This window comes from Oligella sp. HMSC09E12, from assembly GCF_001808505.1.
Classification (GTDB): Bacteria; Pseudomonadota; Gammaproteobacteria; order Burkholderiales; family Burkholderiaceae_B; genus Oligella; species Oligella urethralis.
In genome coordinates, this window is record NZ_KV793594.1 from 1 (window position 1) to 18,062 (window position 18,062).

Below are 18,062 nucleotides of genomic sequence, written 5' to 3' on the forward strand. Positions count from 1 at the left end.
AAAATCAAGTTACACAAAATACCTTACACCCTCGGAATCAGGCAGTACCTCAGTAACGGTACCTTTCATTTGGATTAAAGATTCTTTAGACATCGTGTTATTCTCCTTTGACTTCCTCCCTTCCCTAAAGGGATGGGATTCCTACAACTAGACGGTCAAGCCCGACCGCAAATCTTAGAGGTGGCTACCGCCTTGCAATTCACACCTTGCATCTAAGATTCTTATTTCAAACTAACCCTACCGTTAAGATTGTCTGTTGACACGAGCTAGTTTGAGAGTGTGTGTGGAATACCATCTACTAGCCAAAACACTGCGTACTCGCAATTTATACTTGTCTTAGCTGTTTTTTGTAGATGGTTTTATTTAATAGCTGATTGATTTTAGCAACTTTTTCGCCTTATATCCACCCCCGGAAGTGGGTGGTTTTACGGCGTCTGATGATAAAATTGATAAATCATAGTCAGCCCGCAACGCTAACCGAGTGTGTCGGTAGCGCAGGCTCTAACGCTGCATAAATATAAAGACCCTGTGTTGAGTGTCTTAACTCAAGACACCATGGGCGATCGTTCACTAGTTGATGCGACGGTAGCTCGCAAGCTCTGCGTGATGTATATCATGGCTCTGTTAAGCTTGCGGTAGGAGCGAATAGCGTTGAATGCGATATAAGCTTAAAAATCACCATATAGGTGATAACCCTAATTGTAACACATGCTGACCATAAAAGCGAATGTGAGCAACGACGGCGCTCGCCTATCGCAGGGTCCAAGACCTCGAAGCTTTTATGAGCTCGCTGTTTTGCTGCGACTTAGTTGATTAGAGGGCGTTGCATGGTGGTAAAAGAAGCGCAAAATCATCTCACTGGAGTTAGGACCAATGTTGCCATTAAAGGGGAGTGAGGTATCACCACCGGCCCACTCATGTCCCATATTATCCACTTCAATGAGTTTAACCAAGGGCTGTTTACGTTGGGAGAAATAGACTTTTTGGGTGTAGGCGTTTATTGTGTCTTCCTCGTGGCGAGTGACGACTGGCTTTGTATTCAGGGGCAGTTTATTTAAATAAAGTGCCTGCTTAGCAAGCGCTTCGGCATTACTGATATTGACGCGTCTATCCTTGACCCCATGCATAATTAGCGTGGGTATATTGTGCGCTTTGGGTTTGGCAAAGTCGCCTAGGTGTGCCAACAACTCTTCATCGCTAGCGGCATCGCTTCTTCCCATCACGTCTAAGCCGCTAGCGACGCCATGCGCCTGAGCAAATGCAGGTCCACTATGCAGTGCAACGGCAGCAAATTTTTCTGGGAAGCTAAAAGCGAGTGCTGTTGCCATGCCGGCGCCGGCAGACATGCCAGCCACAAAGATACGACTAGGGTGGATAGCGTGCTCCTTGGCGATCATCTCGATTAATTGAATAATGGTATTCGCCTCAGCAATTCCTGCGTCCTTGGTTAAACTATACCAACGCCAACATTGAGCCAGATTATTCTTTTTGCTTTGTTCGGGATATAGCACGATAAAGCCAAACTTTTGCGCAAACACATTGATTTGCGAACCTTGGGCAAACACACTGGCATTTTGCTCACAACCGTGTAGCATGACGACTAAGCCGCGCGCTTTAGTTGGTAGTGCATCTTTTGTCGTGGTGGGGATAAAGGTATAATACGTAAGTTCGTCAAGTAGCGTTTGCTCGCTAGTTTGCGGTGTGATAAATACATTTCTTTGCCATTGACCCACATCCTGTGGATCTGGGTGTAAAACCGTCATTTCACTGGTAGGCACTCGCGGAATCAAGTGATTCACCGATTTTAACCACTGATTTTGCATATTAATAAATGCAGAGGTCTGATTAAATAGGTTAGAAACACCGACGGCAAAGGGGTTAAATAGCATAGATAGGTGGATCCTTTGAGGCGAGATGTGAGCTTGATGTTTTTCATAAGCATAGCAACCTAGGCTGCTGCTTGGCAAGTTACAAGTGTATTTCACTCAGAAGCGTAATCAAAAGGTATGGATCAGGATCGTGTGTTTATGGCGATGGCCTTAGCAGAGGCAGAAAAAGCGATGCAAATTGGCGAGGTGCCGATTGGGGCGGTCGTGGTTGGTCCAGATCAGCAGCTTTTGGGTACGGGTTATAACCAAAGTATTTGTCTCAATGACCCGAGTGCTCACGCGGAGATGCTAGCGATTCGAGCGGCCGCAGCGCAATTGGGTAATTATCGCCTGCGCGATTGTACGCTTTACGTTACTTTAGAACCTTGTGCCATGTGTATGGGGGCTATTTTGCACAGTCGTATTCAGCGTGTCGTCTTTGCCGCCGCCGATCCTAAAACAGGGGCTTGTGGTTCGGTGCTTAGTTTGCAATCCGAGCCACGCCTCAATCATCATTGCTCGGTTACGCAGGGTGTCTTGGCTGAGAGGGCGGCAAGCTTGATAAAAGGCTTTTTTAAAGCACGTCGTCAAGTCAAAAAGTGCCGTTGTTAAACCCATCCTCTATAATAGAGTCAAATTTTTTAAAGGATAGTCTTTATGAATCATCATGAGCCGCAGGATAAAAGCATGGTTGAGCTGGCGGCTGAAGCGCTGCTTGACGATGAGCAGATACTTTCGGACGAGGCAAATGACGTACCCCCGTACCTCATGGCCTACGAAGATAAAATGCCACTATATATTTTGTCACCATCGAGTGCGGTGGCGGACCCGAGTCAGTTCGAAGTGGCCACAGCGCGGTTGCAGGATTTCGGCTTTGACGTCAGTTTGGATCCGGAGGCCAAAGGTAGCTTTTCACGTTTTGCTGCTATCGATACGGCTAGAGCGGCTGCCTTTAGTCGGGCTGCCTTGAGTGATGCTCAGGTTGTGCTGGCCAGTCGGGGCGGTTATGGTATTAGTCGTATTTTGCATTTAATTGATTGGGACTTACTTGCCAAACACCCTAAACGCTATGTGGGTTATAGCGATTTTACGGCCTTTAATTTAGCGCTTTTAGCCAAAACCGGTCTGGTGAGTTACACCGGTCCGGCGGCAATTCCTGATTTTGGTGGTCAAGCGGTAGATGAGCTGACGGCTGAGTTGTTTGTAGAAACCATGCGTGATGAATTGGAGATCCTTTGCTTTGAAGCGGCGGGCTCTGACATGGTGGATGTACGTGGCGTGCTTTGGGGTGGTAATCTGGCGATGATTTGCTCACTCATCGGCACACCGTATTTCCCTGAGATTGAAGAGGGCATTTTATTTATTGAGGATGTGTCTGAGCATCCTTATCGGATTGAGCGTATGCTGTGCCAACTGTGGCAAGCCGGTATTTTAGCTAAGCAAAAGGCCATTATTCTGGGGCAGTTTAGCGATTATCAATTAGCCGCTCATGATAATGGTTATGACATGGATACGGTGATTCAATGGTTGCGCGAGGTGGTGGGGGTACCACTTGTGATGGGTCTGCCTTACGGTCATGGTGAGGTGCGCGTCACTTTGCCGATTGGTCAAGAGGTCGGTTTAGCCACCCAAAATGACATCGCCTATTTACTGTTGGCGGAGCATCATCATGCGCATGATGATAAGCACGACGCTAGCTTACATTCTGAGGATCTATAAATTGATCGCGACCTCTAATTTGACCATTCAGTTTGGTCCTAAGCCTTTATTTGAAAATGTTAACATCAAGTTTGCCGACGGTAATCGTTATGGCCTGATTGGTGCAAATGGCGCCGGTAAGTCCACCTTTATGAAAATTATTGGTGGTGATTTAGAGCCTAGCGCCGGTTCTGTCAGTTTAGAGTCAGGTTTGAGACTGGGTAAATTACGTCAGGATCAGTTTGCTTTTGAAGACCAATTGGTTATTGATGTGGTTATGATGGGGCACACTGAGATGTGGGCTGCGATGCAGGAGCGTGATGCCATTTATGTGGATCCAGCAGCCACGGATGATGACTACATGCGTGCCGCCGAATTGGAGGCGAAGTTTGCCGAGTACGATGGTTATACGGCAGAAGCAAGGGCGTCCGAGTTGCTGTTGGGATTAGAGTTGCCGATTGAACAGCATCGGCTACGGATGAGTGAAATTGCGCCAGGCTGGAAATTGCGTGTGCTATTGGCGCAAGCGCTGTTCTCCAATCCGGACGTTTTATTACTGGATGAACCGACCAATAACTTAGATATTCATACCATTCGTTGGTTAGAAGGGGTGTTAAATGGCTTTGATTCAACTATGGTGATCATCAGCCACGACCGCCATTTTATAAATCAGGTATGCACTCATATGGCGGATGTCGATTTTGGCGAGATACGCGTTTATCCCGGTAATTACGATGATTATATGCTTGCCTCTACGCAGGCACGGGAGCGGCTATTAGCTAATAACGCTAAGGCCAAAGAGCGCATTGCCGAGCTACAGGATTTTGTCAGTCGTTTTGCGGCCAATAAATCAAAATCACGTCAAGCGACCTCACGCTTAAAGCAAATCGATAGGATAAAAGCGGAGCAGGTGGAGGTGAAACCATCCTCGCGTCAAAACCCCTACATACGTTTTGAACAAAATAAACCGCTACACCGTTTTGCAATTAATGCAGAAAAACTAGGTAAGGCCTATGAGCAACCGGTAATTAGCAGCTTTAATGCCATGATTGAGGCAGGGCAAAAAGTGGCAATTATTGGCGCTAATGGGGTGGGTAAAAGTACTTTATTGCGTTTGTTGGCAAATGACTTAAGCCCTGATGCAGGTGAGCTTAAGTGGGCGGAAAATGCAGATATAGGCTATATGGCGCAAGACGTGTCTGATCAGTTTGAGAGTGATCTGACTGTCTTCGATTGGATGGCACAATATCGTCAACCAGGTGATGACGATCAAGCCGTGCGTTCGGTGTTGGGTCGTTTACTTTTTTCTGCTGATGATATTGTCAAGAAGGTGTCCATTCTCTCTGGTGGTGAAAAAAACCGGATGACGTTTGGGCGCATGATGCTTGGTCGCCATAATATTTTATTGTTAGATGAGCCCACGAACCATTTGGATATGGAGTCGATTGAGTCGCTACAAATGGCTTTAGAGAAGTATCAAGGCACGGTGGTGGTCGTTTCGCATGACCGTCAGTTTATTTCCGGTATTGCCGATCGCATTATCGAAATTTTACCGGATGGCGAGATAATTGATTACTCTGGTGATTATGATGCCTATCTGGCCTCTCGTGGTCTTGAGCAGTAACCGCAACCTCAGTCAAAGGAGCCAGGCTTGTTTGAACTGATAACCGCAGTTTCTTACGAGGAAACGATTAAGAAAAGTCTTTTTATTGTCCATGCTGCCCCGGTAGCGAGTGTGGATGAGGCTTTGCAGTTTATTGAAGCGCACAGTCAGGCGGATGCCACGCACAATTGTTGGGCCTTTCGTATCGGTGATGACTATCGCTTTAATGATGATGGTGAGCCTGGCGGTACGGCCGGACGACCTATTCTAGCCGCGATTGAGGGGAGGGAACTAACGAATATCGTGGTCTTAGTGATTCGCTACTATGGCGGTATTAAGTTAGGCACAGGCGGTTTGGTGCGAGCCTATGGGGGCACTGCCGCCAAGTGTTTGCATGAGGCACCGAAGCGTAAAATTGTCGCCATGAGTCGCGTGTACTGCGATTGCCCTTATTCGGAGATGGAGCGCGTTAAAGTGCATTTGGCCCAAGCGGGGGTGCAGCTTGTTGCAGAGGAATTTGACGAGGTAGGAGTGAAATGGGAGTGGTTAATTCCCGTGTCGATGGTGCAGGAGCTCGAAGTAAGCCATCGTAACTTAACTCGAGGGCAGGCCAACTGGGAAATACGTACAGCTGAGGAAATGATTTAGTCTGCGTGAATTTGCTGTGCTTAGCTCGCTAAGCTAAGCGCTTGGTCAATTAAAAAATACGGTCGCCATGCTGAAGCAAGGCGACCGCATCTAAAGGCTAAGGGGCTAAAACACGGACTAGGCTTGCTTGTCGTCTTGTGCTTGTCCTTGAGCGGCAAGCTCGGCCCGAACTTGATCCATATCGACTTCCTTGACCTTAGTCAGTACCTCCTCAAACTGAGCGGGAGCCAATGCGCCAGGCTGAGAGAATAGTAAGATGCGGTCACGGAAAATCATCAAGGTGGGGATCGAGCGAATTTTTAAGGCCTGAGCAATTTCCTGCTCCTCGTCCGTATTGACCTTAAAGAATTTCATCTCCGTATGCTTTTCAGCAGCCGCCTCAAAGGTAGGGCTAAACTGCTGGCAGGGACCACACCAAGGGGCCCAGAAATCAATCACCACAATGCCATCTTGATTAAGGGCATCTTGGAAAGTGTCTTTAGTTAATTCTTGATAGCTCATAACAGTCCTTTTGATGAGGTGAGTGGGCAGAAACTTTATATCAAAGCAACTGCATGGATTAACCCTATTGTATATGGAGATCGATCGGAATAATCCAAGAGTACTTACAGAATCTGCCACTATGTCCCTTTAAAAAAAGCTTATTCGATAGCGAAACGCACGATAAATAAGGCAGCTACAAGAATTGTAGCGAGATGTAAATCTCTGAATTTACCTGTAATTAGTTTAAGTACGACATAACTGATAAAGCCAAACGCAATCCCTTCAGCAATGGAGTAGGTAAATGGCATAATTAATGCGGTAAGCGAGGCCGGCACGGCTTCGGTTGGATCGCCCCAATCAATTTCAATTAATTCACGCATCATCAGACCAGCCACATAGAGTAGGGCGGGTGCGGTAGCATAGGCTGGGACGATGCCAGCGATCGGTGCAAAGAATAAGGACAGTAGGAATAAAATACCTACCACCATCGCAGTCATCCCCGTGCGGCCACCACTTTGTACACCGGAGGCACTCTCGGCGTAGGCGGTGGTACTACTGGTACCGATCAGAGAACCCGCCAAAATCGCTGTACTATCCGCAAATAGCGCTTTACCCAAGCGATTAGGACGGTCTTCGGGCATCAGACCAGCGCGTTTAGCAACGCCGATTAAGGTACCGGTAGCATCAAAAACTTCCACCAGTACAAACACCAGAATCACATTAATAAAACCAAAATTTAACACCCCCCAAATATCTAATTGCAAAAAGGTGGGCGCAATAGACGGTGGCATAGAAATCAAGCTATCCGGTGCTTGGCTATAACCAAAGAGCATGGATAACAGACTGACAAATAAAATACCGATTAAAATCGCTCCCTTAACGCGTAGGGTATCTAAAGCGACAATCACAAAAAAGCCCAAAATGGTAAATAATACCTGGTGTGAAGAGAGATCCCCTTGGCCTACGAGTGTGGCTTGATTGTGTACCACAATGCCCGAGGTTTGCAACGCAATAAAGGCAAGGAATAAACCGATACCTGCGACAATCGATGAGCGCAGAGATTTGGGAATACCGCGAATTAACCATGCACGAATACCGGTTGCGGTTAAAATAATAAAGATCACCCCAGAGACAAATACCGCCCCCAGTGCTTGCTGCCATGTATAGCCTAAGGCGCCCACCACGGTAAAGGCAAAAAAGGCATTTAAGCCCATACCGGGTGCCATGCCGATTGGCCAGTTAGCAAAAAAGGCCATGACAAAGCAGCCGATGGCGGCGGCGAGGCAGGTACTCACAAAAATGGCACCCTGATCCATACCAGTGGTGCCAAGAATTTGCGGGTTGACAAAGATGATATAGGCCATGGTCAAAAAGGTGGTAAGACCTGCGACGACCTCAGTGCGAGCGGTGGTATGATGCTCACGAAGCTTAAAGAGTGATTCAAACATAGTGCTTTGTACGTTTAAAAACGATGTAAAAATTGAAAAAAAATACCTTTAGTATTTTAAATCTTTAAAGAAATTAATACAGCAATTTATGAATATTCTCGGTTTTGAAAGTTCTTGTGATGAGACAGGTGTAGCCATTGTCAATACTGAAAAGGGCTTGTTAGCTCATGCCTTGCATAGTCAAATCGACATGCATCAAGCCTATGGTGGTGTGGTGCCGGAATTGGCCTCGCGCGATCATATTCGACGGGTGTTGCCCCTATGCTACGATGTACTGAAAAATGCTGGTTTAGCGGTGAGTGATATTGATGCGGTTGCCTTTACGGCTGGTCCGGGTTTGTCTGGTGCTTTATTAGTCACTGCCAGCGTAGCACAGGCCTTTGCGTGGAGTCATGATCTCCCTACCATCCCGATTCATCACTTGGAAGGGCATTTGTTATCGCCGATGCTGGCGCCCGAGGTGCCAGCGTTTCCTTTTGTGGCTTTATTAGTTTCTGGTGGTCACACGCAATTGATGCGAGTCGATGGTGTGGGACAGTATGAGCTATTAGGTGAAACCTTGGATGATGCCGCCGGCGAGGCCTTTGATAAATCAGCGAAGTTGCTGGGCTTACCCTATCCAGGGGGTCCGCATTTGGCGAGTTTAGCCGAAGGGGGCGAGGCAGATCGTTTTCAACTGCCACGTCCTTTAAAGCATAGTCAGGATTTGGACTTTAGCTTTAGCGGCTTAAAGACGGCCGTCTTAACCACCCTTAGAAAGCTGGAGGCGCAAGGCGCTGTGAGTGAGCAGGATAGAGCCGATTTGGCGGCCGCCACCCAAGCAGCGATTATCGATGTCTTGGGTTATAAGGCGATTAAGGCCATGAAGCAAAGCGGTCTAAAGCGCCTAGTGGTGGCTGGCGGTGTGGGTGCGAATCGTCAGCTTCGTGACTTTTTAGATAGGGAGACACAGCGTTTGGGTGCCAAGGTGTATTTTCCGCCCTTGGCTTTATGTACGGATAATGGCGCCATGATTGCGCATGCAGCCGCTGAGCGTATCAAAGCAGGCCTAGTGGATTTGTCAGCACGTAATTATAGCCATCGCATACGTACCCGCTGGGACTTGGATGAGCTCTAAGTACTTGCTAGGCCTTTTCCTGAGTACTGCTAAGGTACCCAGACTAGATACGCTTTTTGCGTTTACTATGTGCAGTTGATGTGGTGGCGCTTGGTGGTGGGGCGTTTTTCTTGCTGCCGATTTTGCTTTCTTTGCCATGGATCAGTTTATGAATATTGCCTTGGTGCTTATAGATGAGCCAAATAGCAATCACAAGAATTGCGCTCATCCACGGCCAAGTAAAATTGCCATTGCTGGTACTCAAAAAGAGATAGTAAATTGGCGCCATAGCGGCACTCAGTATGGCAGCTAGCGACGAGTACTTAAACATCATTGCCACCATTAACCAGGTCACAATGCAAATAACACCGAGTAAGGGGTTTAGTGCTAACAATACCCCGACGCCAGTGGCCACGCCCTTGCCGCCTTTAAAGTTTAACCAGATCGAGTAGACATGCCCTAAAAAAACAGCAATGGCAGCCACTGTAATCAACCAGGGCGAGAGCTGCCACTTAGCGACCAATTGCATTGTAAGAAAGACCACTAACCATCCCTTAAGCAGGTCACCCAGCAGGGTCATGGCGGCGGCCTTTTTATTGCCACTGCGTAAGACATTGGTCGCACCTGGATTCCCCGAGCCATAGCGGCGTGGGTCCTCCAGCTTAAGCAGCTTGGAACTGATAATCGCAAAGGAGATGGAACCAATCAGATAAGCAATCGCAGCGATAATAAGGGCAAATAGCAGGGAAGACATGCGCTCTGAACTCTCTAAATAAATAATCGGCCTAGCTATTATATTGAAAAAACCAAGCAACGACCGTGGCAGTTATGAAAATGCATTTTACATTGTATTTTTGCGGCCTAAAACAAAGGCTAAGGCTGTTATAATCTTTAGCATCCAAATAAATCAGTTGTGGTATGAGAAAACATATTCTTCTTTCAAATGATGATGGCTATCATGCCAAGGGCATCGAGGCTCTGTATGAGGCATTAAGCGAAATAGCTGATGTGACAGTGGTCGCCCCTGAGACAAATCATAGTGGCGCTTCTAATTCATTGACCTTAAACCGTCCATTAGCGGTGCGACAAGCAAAAAATGGCTTTTATTATGTCAATGGCACGCCATCTGACTCGGTGCATGTGGCATTAACTGGCTTGATTGAACGGGAGATTGATTTAGTCGTTGCAGGGATTAATAACGGCGCTAATCTCGGTGAGGATACGCTGTACTCCGGTACCGTAGCGGCGGCTACCGAGGGCTTTTTATTTGGTTACCCAGCGCTTGCCTTTTCACTCATTGAGCGTGAGTGGCCGCATTTGGATGCAGCGGCACAGATTAGTCAGTATATTGTTAAAAAGCAATTAGCGCAGCCTCGTCAAGCGCCGATGCTATTAAGTGTTAATATTCCCGCTTTAGCCGCACATGATCCTGAGAATATTCGGGTTACTCGTTTAGGTCGTCGCCATCCATCACAGGCTGTAGTACCCACGAGCAGTCCAAATGGTGAGACCATGTATTGGATCGGCGCAGTGGGTAATGTTCGTGATTTTGCGGATGATACGGACTTCGGCGCCGTGCAAAATGGCTATGTGGCAGTGACGCCACTCAATCTTGATTTAACCCACCACGCTGAGCTTGAATTAACTCGTCAGTGGATTAGTAGTAAATAATTTTAATGGCAAGTAACCCACTTACATTCCGGCCCCATTTGCGTGATGCGCAAATTAAGCGCGAGGCAGCCAAAATGGAGGGCATGGGCATGATTCCCAAGCCCGTGGTCTCTGCAGCCAACAGCAACACACGCATTCTATCTGCTGGTCAGGGCACACTCGCTGATGCGAATCGACGTGCTCGACCCTTGGCGCAGTCTACTTGTCGAGCATCAATGAATATTGGCCTGAACTCTACCCGCATGCGAGAGCGTATGGTTGAGCGCTTGCAACAACAGGGGATTAGCGATGCGCGGGTGCTGGAAGCGATGTTTAGGGTGCCACGGCATATTTTTGTTGATCAGGGGCTGGCCAGTCGCGCGTATGATGATGCCGCCTTACCCATTGGTTATAAGCAAACCATCTCCCAGCCGTATATCGTCGCTCGCATGATCTCCTTGGCGCTAGCGGCTGGCAGGAGTGGGCGGGTGTTGGAAATCGGTGCCGGTTGTGGTTATCAGACGGCTGTATTGGCTGAATTGTACAATCAAGTGTATGCGGTTGAACGAATTCGCGGGCTGTATGAGTTGGCGAGTGAGAATCTTTCCCATCTGCCGAAAACCGCCCATATTCATTTACACTATGGAGATGGACTTCAGGGCTTAGCACCGTTTGCGCCCTTTGATGCTATCGTGATTGCGGCGGCGGGTTTGGACTTGCCGCAGACATTATTTGAACAGCTCGCCATCGGTGGGCGTTTAGTTGCTCCGGTGGGTGGTGCAAGACAGTATTTACTGATGTTTGAACGCGTCTCGCTGTACCAGTGGGAGCGGCATGAACTCGAAGAAACACGTTTTGTGCCCCTACTTCCAGGGGTAGAGGCTTAGGCTAGATTGAGTATTTGTTACCACTTTGTCAGCCTTGATAAGCTACAATGAATCAATCTAATCGTCAGTCGATTTTTAGAATTTTTTTGATTGCTTTTGAAATTCCTTAGTGAAAAAGGTTATTGGATGAATAGAAAAATATACATCATCGGTGCCCTATGTTTATCAGCGATATTAGCTGCTTGTAGCTCGGGCACTAAGGCCCCGATCAGCTCAGCAGGCGGTTCGACTGCTTCTGCTAGCGCAGGTGGTGGTACCTATGTCGTGCAACGAGGTGATACCTTGTACTCGATCGCCAGACGTCACGGCACCACCGTGGCAAATCTATCCGCTTTAAACGGCATTTCTGATCCGTCCCAGCTGGAGGTTGGACAGCGTTTACGTGTCGGTGGTGCGGTGGCATCATCAAGCGCCATGCCGTCTGCACCAGCAAGAAGCTCATCACCATCGGCTGCCGCAACTCAGCCGGCTCGTGCCAGCGATGCGGCGACGATTGCATGGGCTTGGCCAGTGCGGGGTAATGTCATTACCCAATTCTCTAATACCACCCGTGGTATTGATATTGCCGGCACCATTGGTACGCCGGTTAACGCAGCCGCTGATGGTACCGTCTCCTATGTCGGTAATGGCTTACGCGGCCTGGGTAATCTTGTGTTAGTGACTCACAGTAACGGCTTTATTACGGCATATGCACATAATAGCCGCATTACCGTGCAAACAAACGAGCGTGTCAAAAGGGGGCAGAAAATCGCTGAGTTAGGTGATAGTGATACCACTTCGCCGCGTCTGCATTTCCAGATTCGTCGTAACGGCACCCCGGTGAATCCGCTGTCTTATCTACCTAAATAACTTAGTTTGATTAGTTGTCAATGCCATGTACCCACGTCTTGTCTTTGATTTAGAAACAATCCCTGATGCACATGGCATTCGCCAATTGATGCAGCTTGATCCTGCCTTGTCGGATGCGGAGGTGGTTGAAATTGCTCAGCGTGAGCGCTTAGAGCAAAGCGGCACCGATTTTATGCCCTTGCATTTGCAAAAAATCATTGCCATAGGCTGCGTTTTTAGAAATAAAGACAGTTTTCATGTGAAGTGTTTAGGTGAGCCAGGTGATGATGAGGCTTCACTTATTCGTAGCTTCTATAAAGTCATTGATCACTACGTACCGGTGCTGATTTCTTGGAATGGTTCCGGTTTTGATCTGCCAGTACTGCATTACCGGGCGATGATTCACGGCATCCCTTCCTTGCGCTATTGGGATAGGGGTGAGGAGGATCGCAGTTTTCAATACAACAACTACCTCAATCGCTATCACGATCGTCACACCGATCTGATGGATGTGTTAGCCACGTACAACGCACGTGCTAATGCCCCCTTAGACCAGCTGGCCAAGCTTTGTGGCTTTCCGGGTAAGCTAGGCATGGACGGTAGTCAGGTGTGGCCATGCTATCAGAATGGCGGGATTGATGAGATTCGAGCGTATTGTGAGACGGATGTCGTCAATACTTGGCTGATGTACTTACGCTATCTACTGTTGACGTGTGAATTGGATCAGGCCGCTTACGAGCGGGAGTTACGTCTAGTGTATGACTCACTCACTGCGCTAGGCGAGCGTGCGCCCTGGCCGGAGTATTTAGCCGAGTGGCGTTATCCTGCTTAGCGTATGGAGTAGCCTAATTTGCTATGGTTTCGGCATAACAAGGGCCATGCTGCCTGACATCTCTGCGAGCCTCAGGCGGAAGCGCCTTTGTATTAATTTAGTGGCAAATCTCAGGTAAAATAGTCCCGTAGTTTTAGCAGGTGAGATATGTCAGAATTCTTTACGATTGAATCCCTTGATCTTGAGGCTCGCGGCATTGCCCGACGAGAGGGTAAAACGATTTTTGTCGAGGGGGCTTTGCCTGGCGAAACCGTTCGTGCCAAGGTCGTCAGAAGAAAACCCTCCTATGAAATAGCGGTGACTGAAGAGGTATTACATACCTCTAGTTTACGAGTAGAGCCCAAATGCCCCAATTTCGGTGTTTGTGGCGGCTGTTTGATGCAGCACGTAGAACCCCATGCCCAGGTGGCAATTAAGCAAAGAGCCTTAGAGGATTGTTTTAAGCATATAGCCAAGTTGGATATTCCTCAGATATTACCTGCGCTCTATGGGCCGTTTTGGCATTATCGCTATCGCGCCCGTCTGTCCGTGCGTTACGTAGCAAAAAAAGGCGGGATATTGATTGGATTTAGAGAGCGTAAGAGTAGCTATGTAGCCGATATGACGGAGTGCTTGGTACTGCCTCAACGGCTGTCTGATATGCTGCCGGTGCTCCGTCAATTGATTGCGTCCTTAAGTATTAAAGAGCGGATTCCGCAGATGGAAGTGGCTGTGGGTGATGAGGTGTTAGTTTTGGTACTACGCCATCTGGAGCCCTTTGAAGCGGCGGATATTGCCAAGTTGCATGCCTTTGCGGCAGAGCACGACGTGAGTTGGTGGCTTCAACCCAAGGGACCGGATACGGTACATCCGCTGCTCGCTGAGGATGAGCAAAAGCTCGCATATCGTCTTGATCAGTTCGGCTTGAGAATGGCTTATCGACCGACCGATTTTACTCAGGTGAATCACTTTATTAATCGCTCCATGATTGCCAAAGCATTGAATTTATTGGCGGTGGAAGCCGGTGATAGAGTGGCGGATTTATTCTGTGGTTTAGGCAATTTCAGCTTACCGCTTGCCACCCAGGCCAAGGAGGTGGTGGGCATTGAGGGTAGTGAGGCCTTAACCGAACGAGCACTGGCTGCTGCCGCTCAGCATGGTTTGGCGGATAAAATGAGTTTTTCTACCTTAAATCTTTTTGAGGTGGATGTGGAATGGCTGCGAGCATTGGGTTACTTTGATCGTATGTTGATTGACCCGCCACGCGATGGTGCCTTAGCCGTAGTGCGTGCGCTAGCCGCCTTGAAAGCGCAGGAGCGACCTAAACGCATTGTGTATGTTTCCTGTAATCCCGCCACCTTAGCACGTGATGCAGCGATTTTGGTTAGAGTCGGTGGCTATCGCTTAATCAGTGCGGGAGTGATAAATATGTTCCCACACACAGGGCATGTTGAGTCTATTGCAGTGTTTGAATATCACCCGGGTGATCCCATACCAGCGCCGGAGGCGGAAGAGGGTGAAGAGCAGGGTGAGGCATTGCTAACATAGTATAATGGCAGCCAAGCGCGGTTCGAAATCCTCCCGCGCCGTTCTCTTGAAGGGCGAAATAAAAACTACGGAAACTTATTATGTTATGTTCAGAACAAGCCTTGGTCATCTTTTCGGGTGGCCAAGACTCAACGACTTGCCTGTTACAGGCATTGGCCCATTACGGGCCGAATCAGGTGCAAGCGATCAGTTTTATATATGGTCAACGACACGCCATTGAGTTGGATTGTGCGCGAGCGATTGCCGAGGCATTGGGAGTGAAGCAACATATCTTGGATTTGTCGCTGATGGCGCAAGTAACGCATAATGCCCTAATGGATGCGGAAGCGTGTATAAAAAACTCCCCCGATGGCCCACCAAACACCATGGTGGATGGGCGCAACGCCTTATTCTTAATGTACGCTGCTATCTATGCAAAGTCCCAAGGCATTAAGCATGTGATTTTGGGGGTGAGTGAAACGGATTTCAGTGGCTACCCGGATTGTCGCGACATTTTTGTAAAGTCCATGAATGTGAGCTTGAATTTAGCCATGGATTATGATTTTCAAATCCACACCCCCTTAATGCATTTAACTAAGGCGCAGACTTGGGCCTTAGCTGATGAATTGGGCTATTTGGATTTTGTACGTCAAAAAACGCATACTTGCTATTTAGGGGTGCAGGGCGGCTGTGGTCATTGCCCTAGTTGTGAATTACGTGATAAGGGCTTGCGTGAGTATTTGTCAAGCAAGGAAGCTGGGAATGAAAGTTGTTAAGCGCTTTAACTCGGGGTTTAAAGCGATTCGCCGCTAAGTCCAACGTGATTTCATAGGAGAAGCATCATGGAGCAACAGTTTAAACATATCAAGCAAATGGAACACATTCTTAATCAGATGAATGAGCTGATGGAAACACTGCGTACAACCCATGCGCAGTGGGCTGAGGTTCAGGCTGATTATGATGCTTTGGTGAGCTATTACGGGAGTGCGCAATGGCATGCCGATAACGAGGCCTATGATAGGGGTGAGCTACCAAAGGATCTGCCTTGTGGGGTCTTATCGGAAGACGCTGTGTTTAATTTAATCGCAGAGCAGCAAGCGGTGGCGGTGGAGTTTGTTAAGTTGGGTGCCGAGATATTGAGTAAGTGATGGTTGGTGTGGGCAGGATATTTTTGAGTAGTCCCTGAACTGACACTTTAAGCAAGGTTATACTACGCTTCTGTATAAGCATTAAGCACATTAAGATATAGACTGGTTTTTATAAAGCGTTTTACATGATGATCTCAATATCGCCTAAACTAAGACGACCTCCGGAGGAGTCATTGTACCGCTATTGTGCGGGCTACTCCTATGGATTTGTTCGTGAGGTGCTATCTACTTATGAGGTAGAGAGAGGGAATTTGGTGGTCGATGCCTGGTCCGGCACAGGTTTGACATCAGTAATTGCTAAGGAATTTGGTGGTCGCTCTATCGGGATCGATATTAGTCCAGTGATGACGACTATTGCTAGGGCGAATAATATGCCTCGTGAATTACCACCATCTTTTCTCACGCTTAAGTAGAGGGGATTATTCGTAAGTTTAATGCTTTCGAGCCGCATTGCGTGAAAAACCTGTTTGTCGGCGAATCGCTTTGATAGATTGACTTCATTTTTTAATACCTGTAGGGTCACTACCATCTCTGAGTTAACATAAGCGGCCAAAATACCGCTATCTTGGATAATCCTTAAACATAATAAATTAATAGTTTAAATTTATCTTAAATCGTCAATTGTTAATATTCATCCTTCACAACTTACTTATAATCAGTGAGTCAGGAGTTTTCAATTTTAAGGTGAGATTATGACGGGTTTTGATGGAACATCAGATGAGTTTTTAAAGGATATAGAACAAGAAAAATTAAAATTAATCGATTTGGTAGCCCAGGGTGAAATTGCACTTGATGGGGTGATGTCACCTCTCACGAAAGAGTTGATGCAAAAGTTGGGGGCCCAAGGGGTTGATATGACTTCTTGGTGGGCTATGACAAGTATGGATTGGCATTGTCCATCATGTGGTAGGCATAAGGGTGATATTGTTCGCTTAAACTCAAAGAGAGAGCTGATGTGTTGGTTGGTTGAGCACCATGACCATATGGGAGATCTAGTCAAAATAGAGTTTGAAGAACAATATAAAATGGCTGAAGTTCCGAATGCAGATAAGTCCGCATTTGATTATATCGATAGATTGGCGCAGGTGGTCGCAGCTTATGATAAAGCAATAATTTGTGTGGACTGTAATGAGGCAGATCGAGATGCTAAGCGAATCGCCAATACTCATAAACACTTCTCTTATTCGCCGTTGGAAATTCGACGGTTTGTTGAGGCAAAACCAAACGTGAAACACGTGATCAAGCATGATGTGGCCCAAGAGATTTGGGAAAGTCATAAAGAAACTTTTGAATTAAGGTTAAAAATAATTAGACGAATTGCTGATATAGCATTAAATACTCATGATTGGTTTCAAAAGATACCTCATACACAACTTGCCAGAGCAGTTACAGCCCAGGCAGAGAATATTGCAAAAAAAAATAAAGTATCTTCTGATTTTTCACTATTAACTAAAAAATTAGCTAGTACTATAGATGTAAATTACAGTTCTTGGCGTTATAAAGCTAATCTCCCTCCGCTTGAAAGGCCTAATGAAGCTGACATTGCATATATTACTAACGTTACAAACTTAGATAGTTGGAGTAAGGTGTCCGAGGACTGGGTGTGTCCAGGGTGCCATAGAAAAAAATTACAAACGGTTAGAAAAAACAATAAAGGAAAATGGTTTTTTGAGACAGCTAAACGAACTTATCTTGGGAAGGACATCGTAGAGAAAGGAGCTACGAAAATAATTTGTAAAGATTGTGCGATATTAACTACAAAGCTTGGCGAAGAAGCTGCACGAACTGGAGGTCTAGAGATATTTAATTGTTTTGGAGATTATGTAGCTATTGAAGAAGTCAATTCTATTGTTAAAGCACAAGAGCATACTATGCATAATGTAGATAATTATAAAACTGACTCTTTAATAGCTGTAATAGTCGAACGGATGAGGGTTTTAAATCCATAGAAGTAAAGATTGAATGGATAAAAAACTTAATTGACTAAAGTCAAGAAGGAGGGGGGACGATATTTTTGAGGGCAGTGAGAGGGTGTAAGGTATTTTATGTAACTTAATTGAGAGTCTTAATGTATACCCCCTATGTCACACTAATTGTCCGATCATTTAATTTTTACTTTTAACCCATTTAGCGTGGCGGATTGGATTTTATCAACCCTGTGCCGTAAAACTCCGTTCTTCAGGGCGGAGATATAAGGCAAAACGGCGTAGCCGTTTCAAAGCTAACTAATCGGGTGTTCGTTGTTGCTCGATGTATTGGCGAATAATTGAAATGGGTGCACCACCGCAACTACCGGCAAAATAAGATGGCGACCAAAGCTGATTGCCCCAAAGTTTTTTCGGATACTTGGGTGATTTTTCTTTCTAA

18 protein-coding genes and 1 pseudogene are annotated in these 18,062 nt (G+C 46.8%); 14 read left to right on the forward strand and 5 right to left on the reverse strand.

Translation table 11 applies throughout. The features are described from left to right. Positions 1–779: 779 nt before the first annotated feature. Positions 780–1,889, reverse strand: a complete 1,110-nt coding sequence (locus HMPREF3179_RS08100) for an extracellular catalytic domain type 1 short-chain-length polyhydroxyalkanoate depolymerase (protein WP_070470577.1) — start codon at positions 1,887–1,889, stop codon at positions 780–782. Between the two features lie 117 nt (positions 1,890–2,006). Between HMPREF3179_RS08100 and tadA the strand changes: the two genes are divergently transcribed. Genes tadA through HMPREF3179_RS08120 form a run of 4 tightly spaced genes read left to right on the forward strand, consistent with a single transcriptional unit; the run spans position 2,007 to position 5,817 of the window. Further along, positions 2,007–2,480: a tRNA adenosine(34) deaminase TadA gene (gene tadA, locus HMPREF3179_RS08105; RefSeq protein WP_018027240.1), complete on the forward strand. Its 474-nt coding sequence runs from the start codon at positions 2,007–2,009 to the stop codon at positions 2,478–2,480. A gap of 45 nt (positions 2,481–2,525) precedes the next feature. After that, the gene (locus tag HMPREF3179_RS08110; RefSeq protein ID WP_083290730.1) at positions 2,526–3,587 is read left to right on the forward strand and encodes an LD-carboxypeptidase; all 1,062 of its coding nucleotides are present in this window, start codon (positions 2,526–2,528) and stop codon (positions 3,585–3,587) included. A 1-nt stretch (position 3,588) separates the two neighbouring features. After that, positions 3,589–5,190 (forward strand): ABC-F family ATPase, encoded by a 1,602-nt coding sequence (locus HMPREF3179_RS08115; protein WP_070470578.1) that lies wholly within the window; start codon positions 3,589–3,591, stop codon positions 5,188–5,190. A gap of 27 nt (positions 5,191–5,217) precedes the next feature. Beyond that, complete coding sequence (locus HMPREF3179_RS08120) at positions 5,218–5,817, forward strand: IMPACT family protein (RefSeq protein WP_070470580.1); 600 nt, start codon at positions 5,218–5,220, stop codon at positions 5,815–5,817. Between the two features lie 117 nt (positions 5,818–5,934). Here HMPREF3179_RS08120 and trxA read toward each other — a convergent pair whose 3' ends face one another. Together trxA and HMPREF3179_RS08130 are read right to left on the reverse strand one after the other, a co-directional pair. Continuing rightward, the gene (gene trxA, locus HMPREF3179_RS08125) at positions 5,935–6,318 is read right to left on the reverse strand and encodes a thioredoxin (RefSeq protein WP_018027244.1); all 384 of its coding nucleotides are present in this window, start codon (positions 6,316–6,318) and stop codon (positions 5,935–5,937) included. A 140-nt stretch (positions 6,319–6,458) separates the two neighbouring features. Beyond that, positions 6,459–7,748 carry an NCS2 family permease gene (locus HMPREF3179_RS08130; RefSeq protein WP_018027245.1) on the reverse strand — a complete coding sequence of 430 codons (1,290 nt, stop codon included), beginning with the start codon at positions 7,746–7,748 and terminating at the stop codon, positions 6,459–6,461. Positions 7,749–7,836: 88 nt separating this feature from the next. Here HMPREF3179_RS08130 and tsaD point away from each other — a divergent pair, with 88 nt between their 5' ends. Beyond that, entirely contained in the window at positions 7,837–8,865 is a 1,029-nt protein-coding gene (gene tsaD / locus HMPREF3179_RS08135) for a tRNA (adenosine(37)-N6)-threonylcarbamoyltransferase complex transferase subunit TsaD (protein WP_070470582.1), read from the forward strand. A gap of 43 nt (positions 8,866–8,908) precedes the next feature. Here tsaD and plsY read toward each other — a convergent pair whose 3' ends face one another. Beyond that, entirely contained in the window at positions 8,909–9,598 is a 690-nt protein-coding gene (gene plsY / locus HMPREF3179_RS08140) for a glycerol-3-phosphate 1-O-acyltransferase PlsY (RefSeq protein ID WP_070470584.1), read from the reverse strand. Between the two features lie 164 nt (positions 9,599–9,762). On the opposite strand from plsY, the gene surE reads away from it, so the two are divergent. From surE to HMPREF3179_RS08185, 9 genes are all read left to right on the forward strand, one after another. Beyond that, a complete protein-coding gene (gene surE, locus HMPREF3179_RS08145) occupies positions 9,763–10,515 on the forward strand; it encodes a 5'/3'-nucleotidase SurE (protein ID WP_036560118.1) in 753 nt (250 codons plus the stop codon). 74 nt (positions 10,516–10,589) lie between these two features. Then, a complete protein-coding gene (locus tag HMPREF3179_RS08150; RefSeq protein WP_026156943.1) occupies positions 10,590–11,381 on the forward strand; it encodes a protein-L-isoaspartate(D-aspartate) O-methyltransferase in 792 nt (263 codons plus the stop codon). Between the two features lie 126 nt (positions 11,382–11,507). Further along, positions 11,508–12,230, forward strand: coding sequence for a peptidoglycan DD-metalloendopeptidase family protein (locus HMPREF3179_RS08155; RefSeq protein ID WP_018027250.1), 723 nt, complete (start codon positions 11,508–11,510; stop codon positions 12,228–12,230). A gap of 25 nt (positions 12,231–12,255) precedes the next feature. Continuing rightward, complete coding sequence (locus tag HMPREF3179_RS08160) at positions 12,256–13,041, forward strand: 3'-5' exonuclease (protein WP_018027251.1); 786 nt, start codon at positions 12,256–12,258, stop codon at positions 13,039–13,041. 147 nt (positions 13,042–13,188) lie between these two features. Then, complete coding sequence (rlmD, locus tag HMPREF3179_RS08165) at positions 13,189–14,568, forward strand: 23S rRNA (uracil(1939)-C(5))-methyltransferase RlmD (protein WP_070470586.1); 1,380 nt, start codon at positions 13,189–13,191, stop codon at positions 14,566–14,568. An 80-nt stretch (positions 14,569–14,648) separates the two neighbouring features. After that, on the forward strand, positions 14,649–15,323 hold the full coding sequence (queC, locus tag HMPREF3179_RS08170; RefSeq protein ID WP_070470588.1) for a 7-cyano-7-deazaguanine synthase QueC: 675 nt from the start codon (positions 14,649–14,651) through the stop codon (positions 15,321–15,323). Between the two features lie 66 nt (positions 15,324–15,389). Further along, entirely contained in the window at positions 15,390–15,695 is a 306-nt protein-coding gene (locus HMPREF3179_RS08175) for a DUF4298 domain-containing protein (protein WP_048766724.1), read from the forward strand. A 125-nt stretch (positions 15,696–15,820) separates the two neighbouring features. Next, positions 15,821–16,108, forward strand: a complete 288-nt coding sequence (locus tag HMPREF3179_RS08180) for a class I SAM-dependent methyltransferase (RefSeq protein ID WP_036560130.1) — start codon at positions 15,821–15,823, stop codon at positions 16,106–16,108. A 279-nt stretch (positions 16,109–16,387) separates the two neighbouring features. After that, positions 16,388–17,644, forward strand: coding sequence for a hypothetical protein (locus HMPREF3179_RS08185; RefSeq protein WP_070470590.1), 1,257 nt, complete (start codon positions 16,388–16,390; stop codon positions 17,642–17,644). Between the two features lie 276 nt (positions 17,645–17,920). On the opposite strand, the pseudogene HMPREF3179_RS12515 reads toward HMPREF3179_RS08185, so the two are convergent. Further along, positions 17,921–18,062 (reverse strand): annotated as a pseudogene (locus HMPREF3179_RS12515) (transposase); the annotation flags it as partial.

Excerpts from the sequence above, each read along its gene's own strand:
- HMPREF3179_RS08100 (WP_070470577.1), bottom strand. The coding sequence starts at position 1,889 with ATGCTATTTAACCCCTTTGCCGTCGGTGTTTCTAACCTATTTAATCAG.
- tadA (WP_018027240.1), top strand. The coding sequence starts at position 2,007 with ATGGATCAGGATCGTGTGTTTATGGCGATGGCCTTAGCAGAGGCAGAA.
- HMPREF3179_RS08110 (WP_083290730.1), top strand. The coding sequence starts at position 2,526 with ATGAATCATCATGAGCCGCAGGATAAAAGCATGGTTGAGCTGGCGGCT.
- trxA (WP_018027244.1), bottom strand. The coding sequence starts at position 6,318 with ATGAGCTATCAAGAATTAACTAAAGACACTTTCCAAGATGCCCTTAAT.
- HMPREF3179_RS08130 (WP_018027245.1), bottom strand. The coding sequence starts at position 7,748 with ATGTTTGAATCACTCTTTAAGCTTCGTGAGCATCATACCACCGCTCGC.
- tsaD (WP_070470582.1), top strand. The coding sequence starts at position 7,837 with ATGAATATTCTCGGTTTTGAAAGTTCTTGTGATGAGACAGGTGTAGCC.
- plsY (WP_070470584.1), bottom strand. The coding sequence starts at position 9,598 with ATGTCTTCCCTGCTATTTGCCCTTATTATCGCTGCGATTGCTTATCTG.
- surE (WP_036560118.1), top strand. The coding sequence starts at position 9,763 with ATGAGAAAACATATTCTTCTTTCAAATGATGATGGCTATCATGCCAAG.
- HMPREF3179_RS08150 (WP_026156943.1), top strand. The coding sequence starts at position 10,590 with ATGGAGGGCATGGGCATGATTCCCAAGCCCGTGGTCTCTGCAGCCAAC.
- HMPREF3179_RS08155 (WP_018027250.1), top strand. The coding sequence starts at position 11,508 with ATGAATAGAAAAATATACATCATCGGTGCCCTATGTTTATCAGCGATA.
- HMPREF3179_RS08160 (WP_018027251.1), top strand. The coding sequence starts at position 12,256 with ATGTACCCACGTCTTGTCTTTGATTTAGAAACAATCCCTGATGCACAT.
- rlmD (WP_070470586.1), top strand. The coding sequence starts at position 13,189 with ATGTCAGAATTCTTTACGATTGAATCCCTTGATCTTGAGGCTCGCGGC.
- queC (WP_070470588.1), top strand. The coding sequence starts at position 14,649 with ATGTTATGTTCAGAACAAGCCTTGGTCATCTTTTCGGGTGGCCAAGAC.
- HMPREF3179_RS08175 (WP_048766724.1), top strand. The coding sequence starts at position 15,390 with ATGGAGCAACAGTTTAAACATATCAAGCAAATGGAACACATTCTTAAT.
- HMPREF3179_RS08180 (WP_036560130.1), top strand. The coding sequence starts at position 15,821 with ATGATGATCTCAATATCGCCTAAACTAAGACGACCTCCGGAGGAGTCA.
- HMPREF3179_RS08185 (WP_070470590.1), top strand. The coding sequence starts at position 16,388 with ATGACGGGTTTTGATGGAACATCAGATGAGTTTTTAAAGGATATAGAA.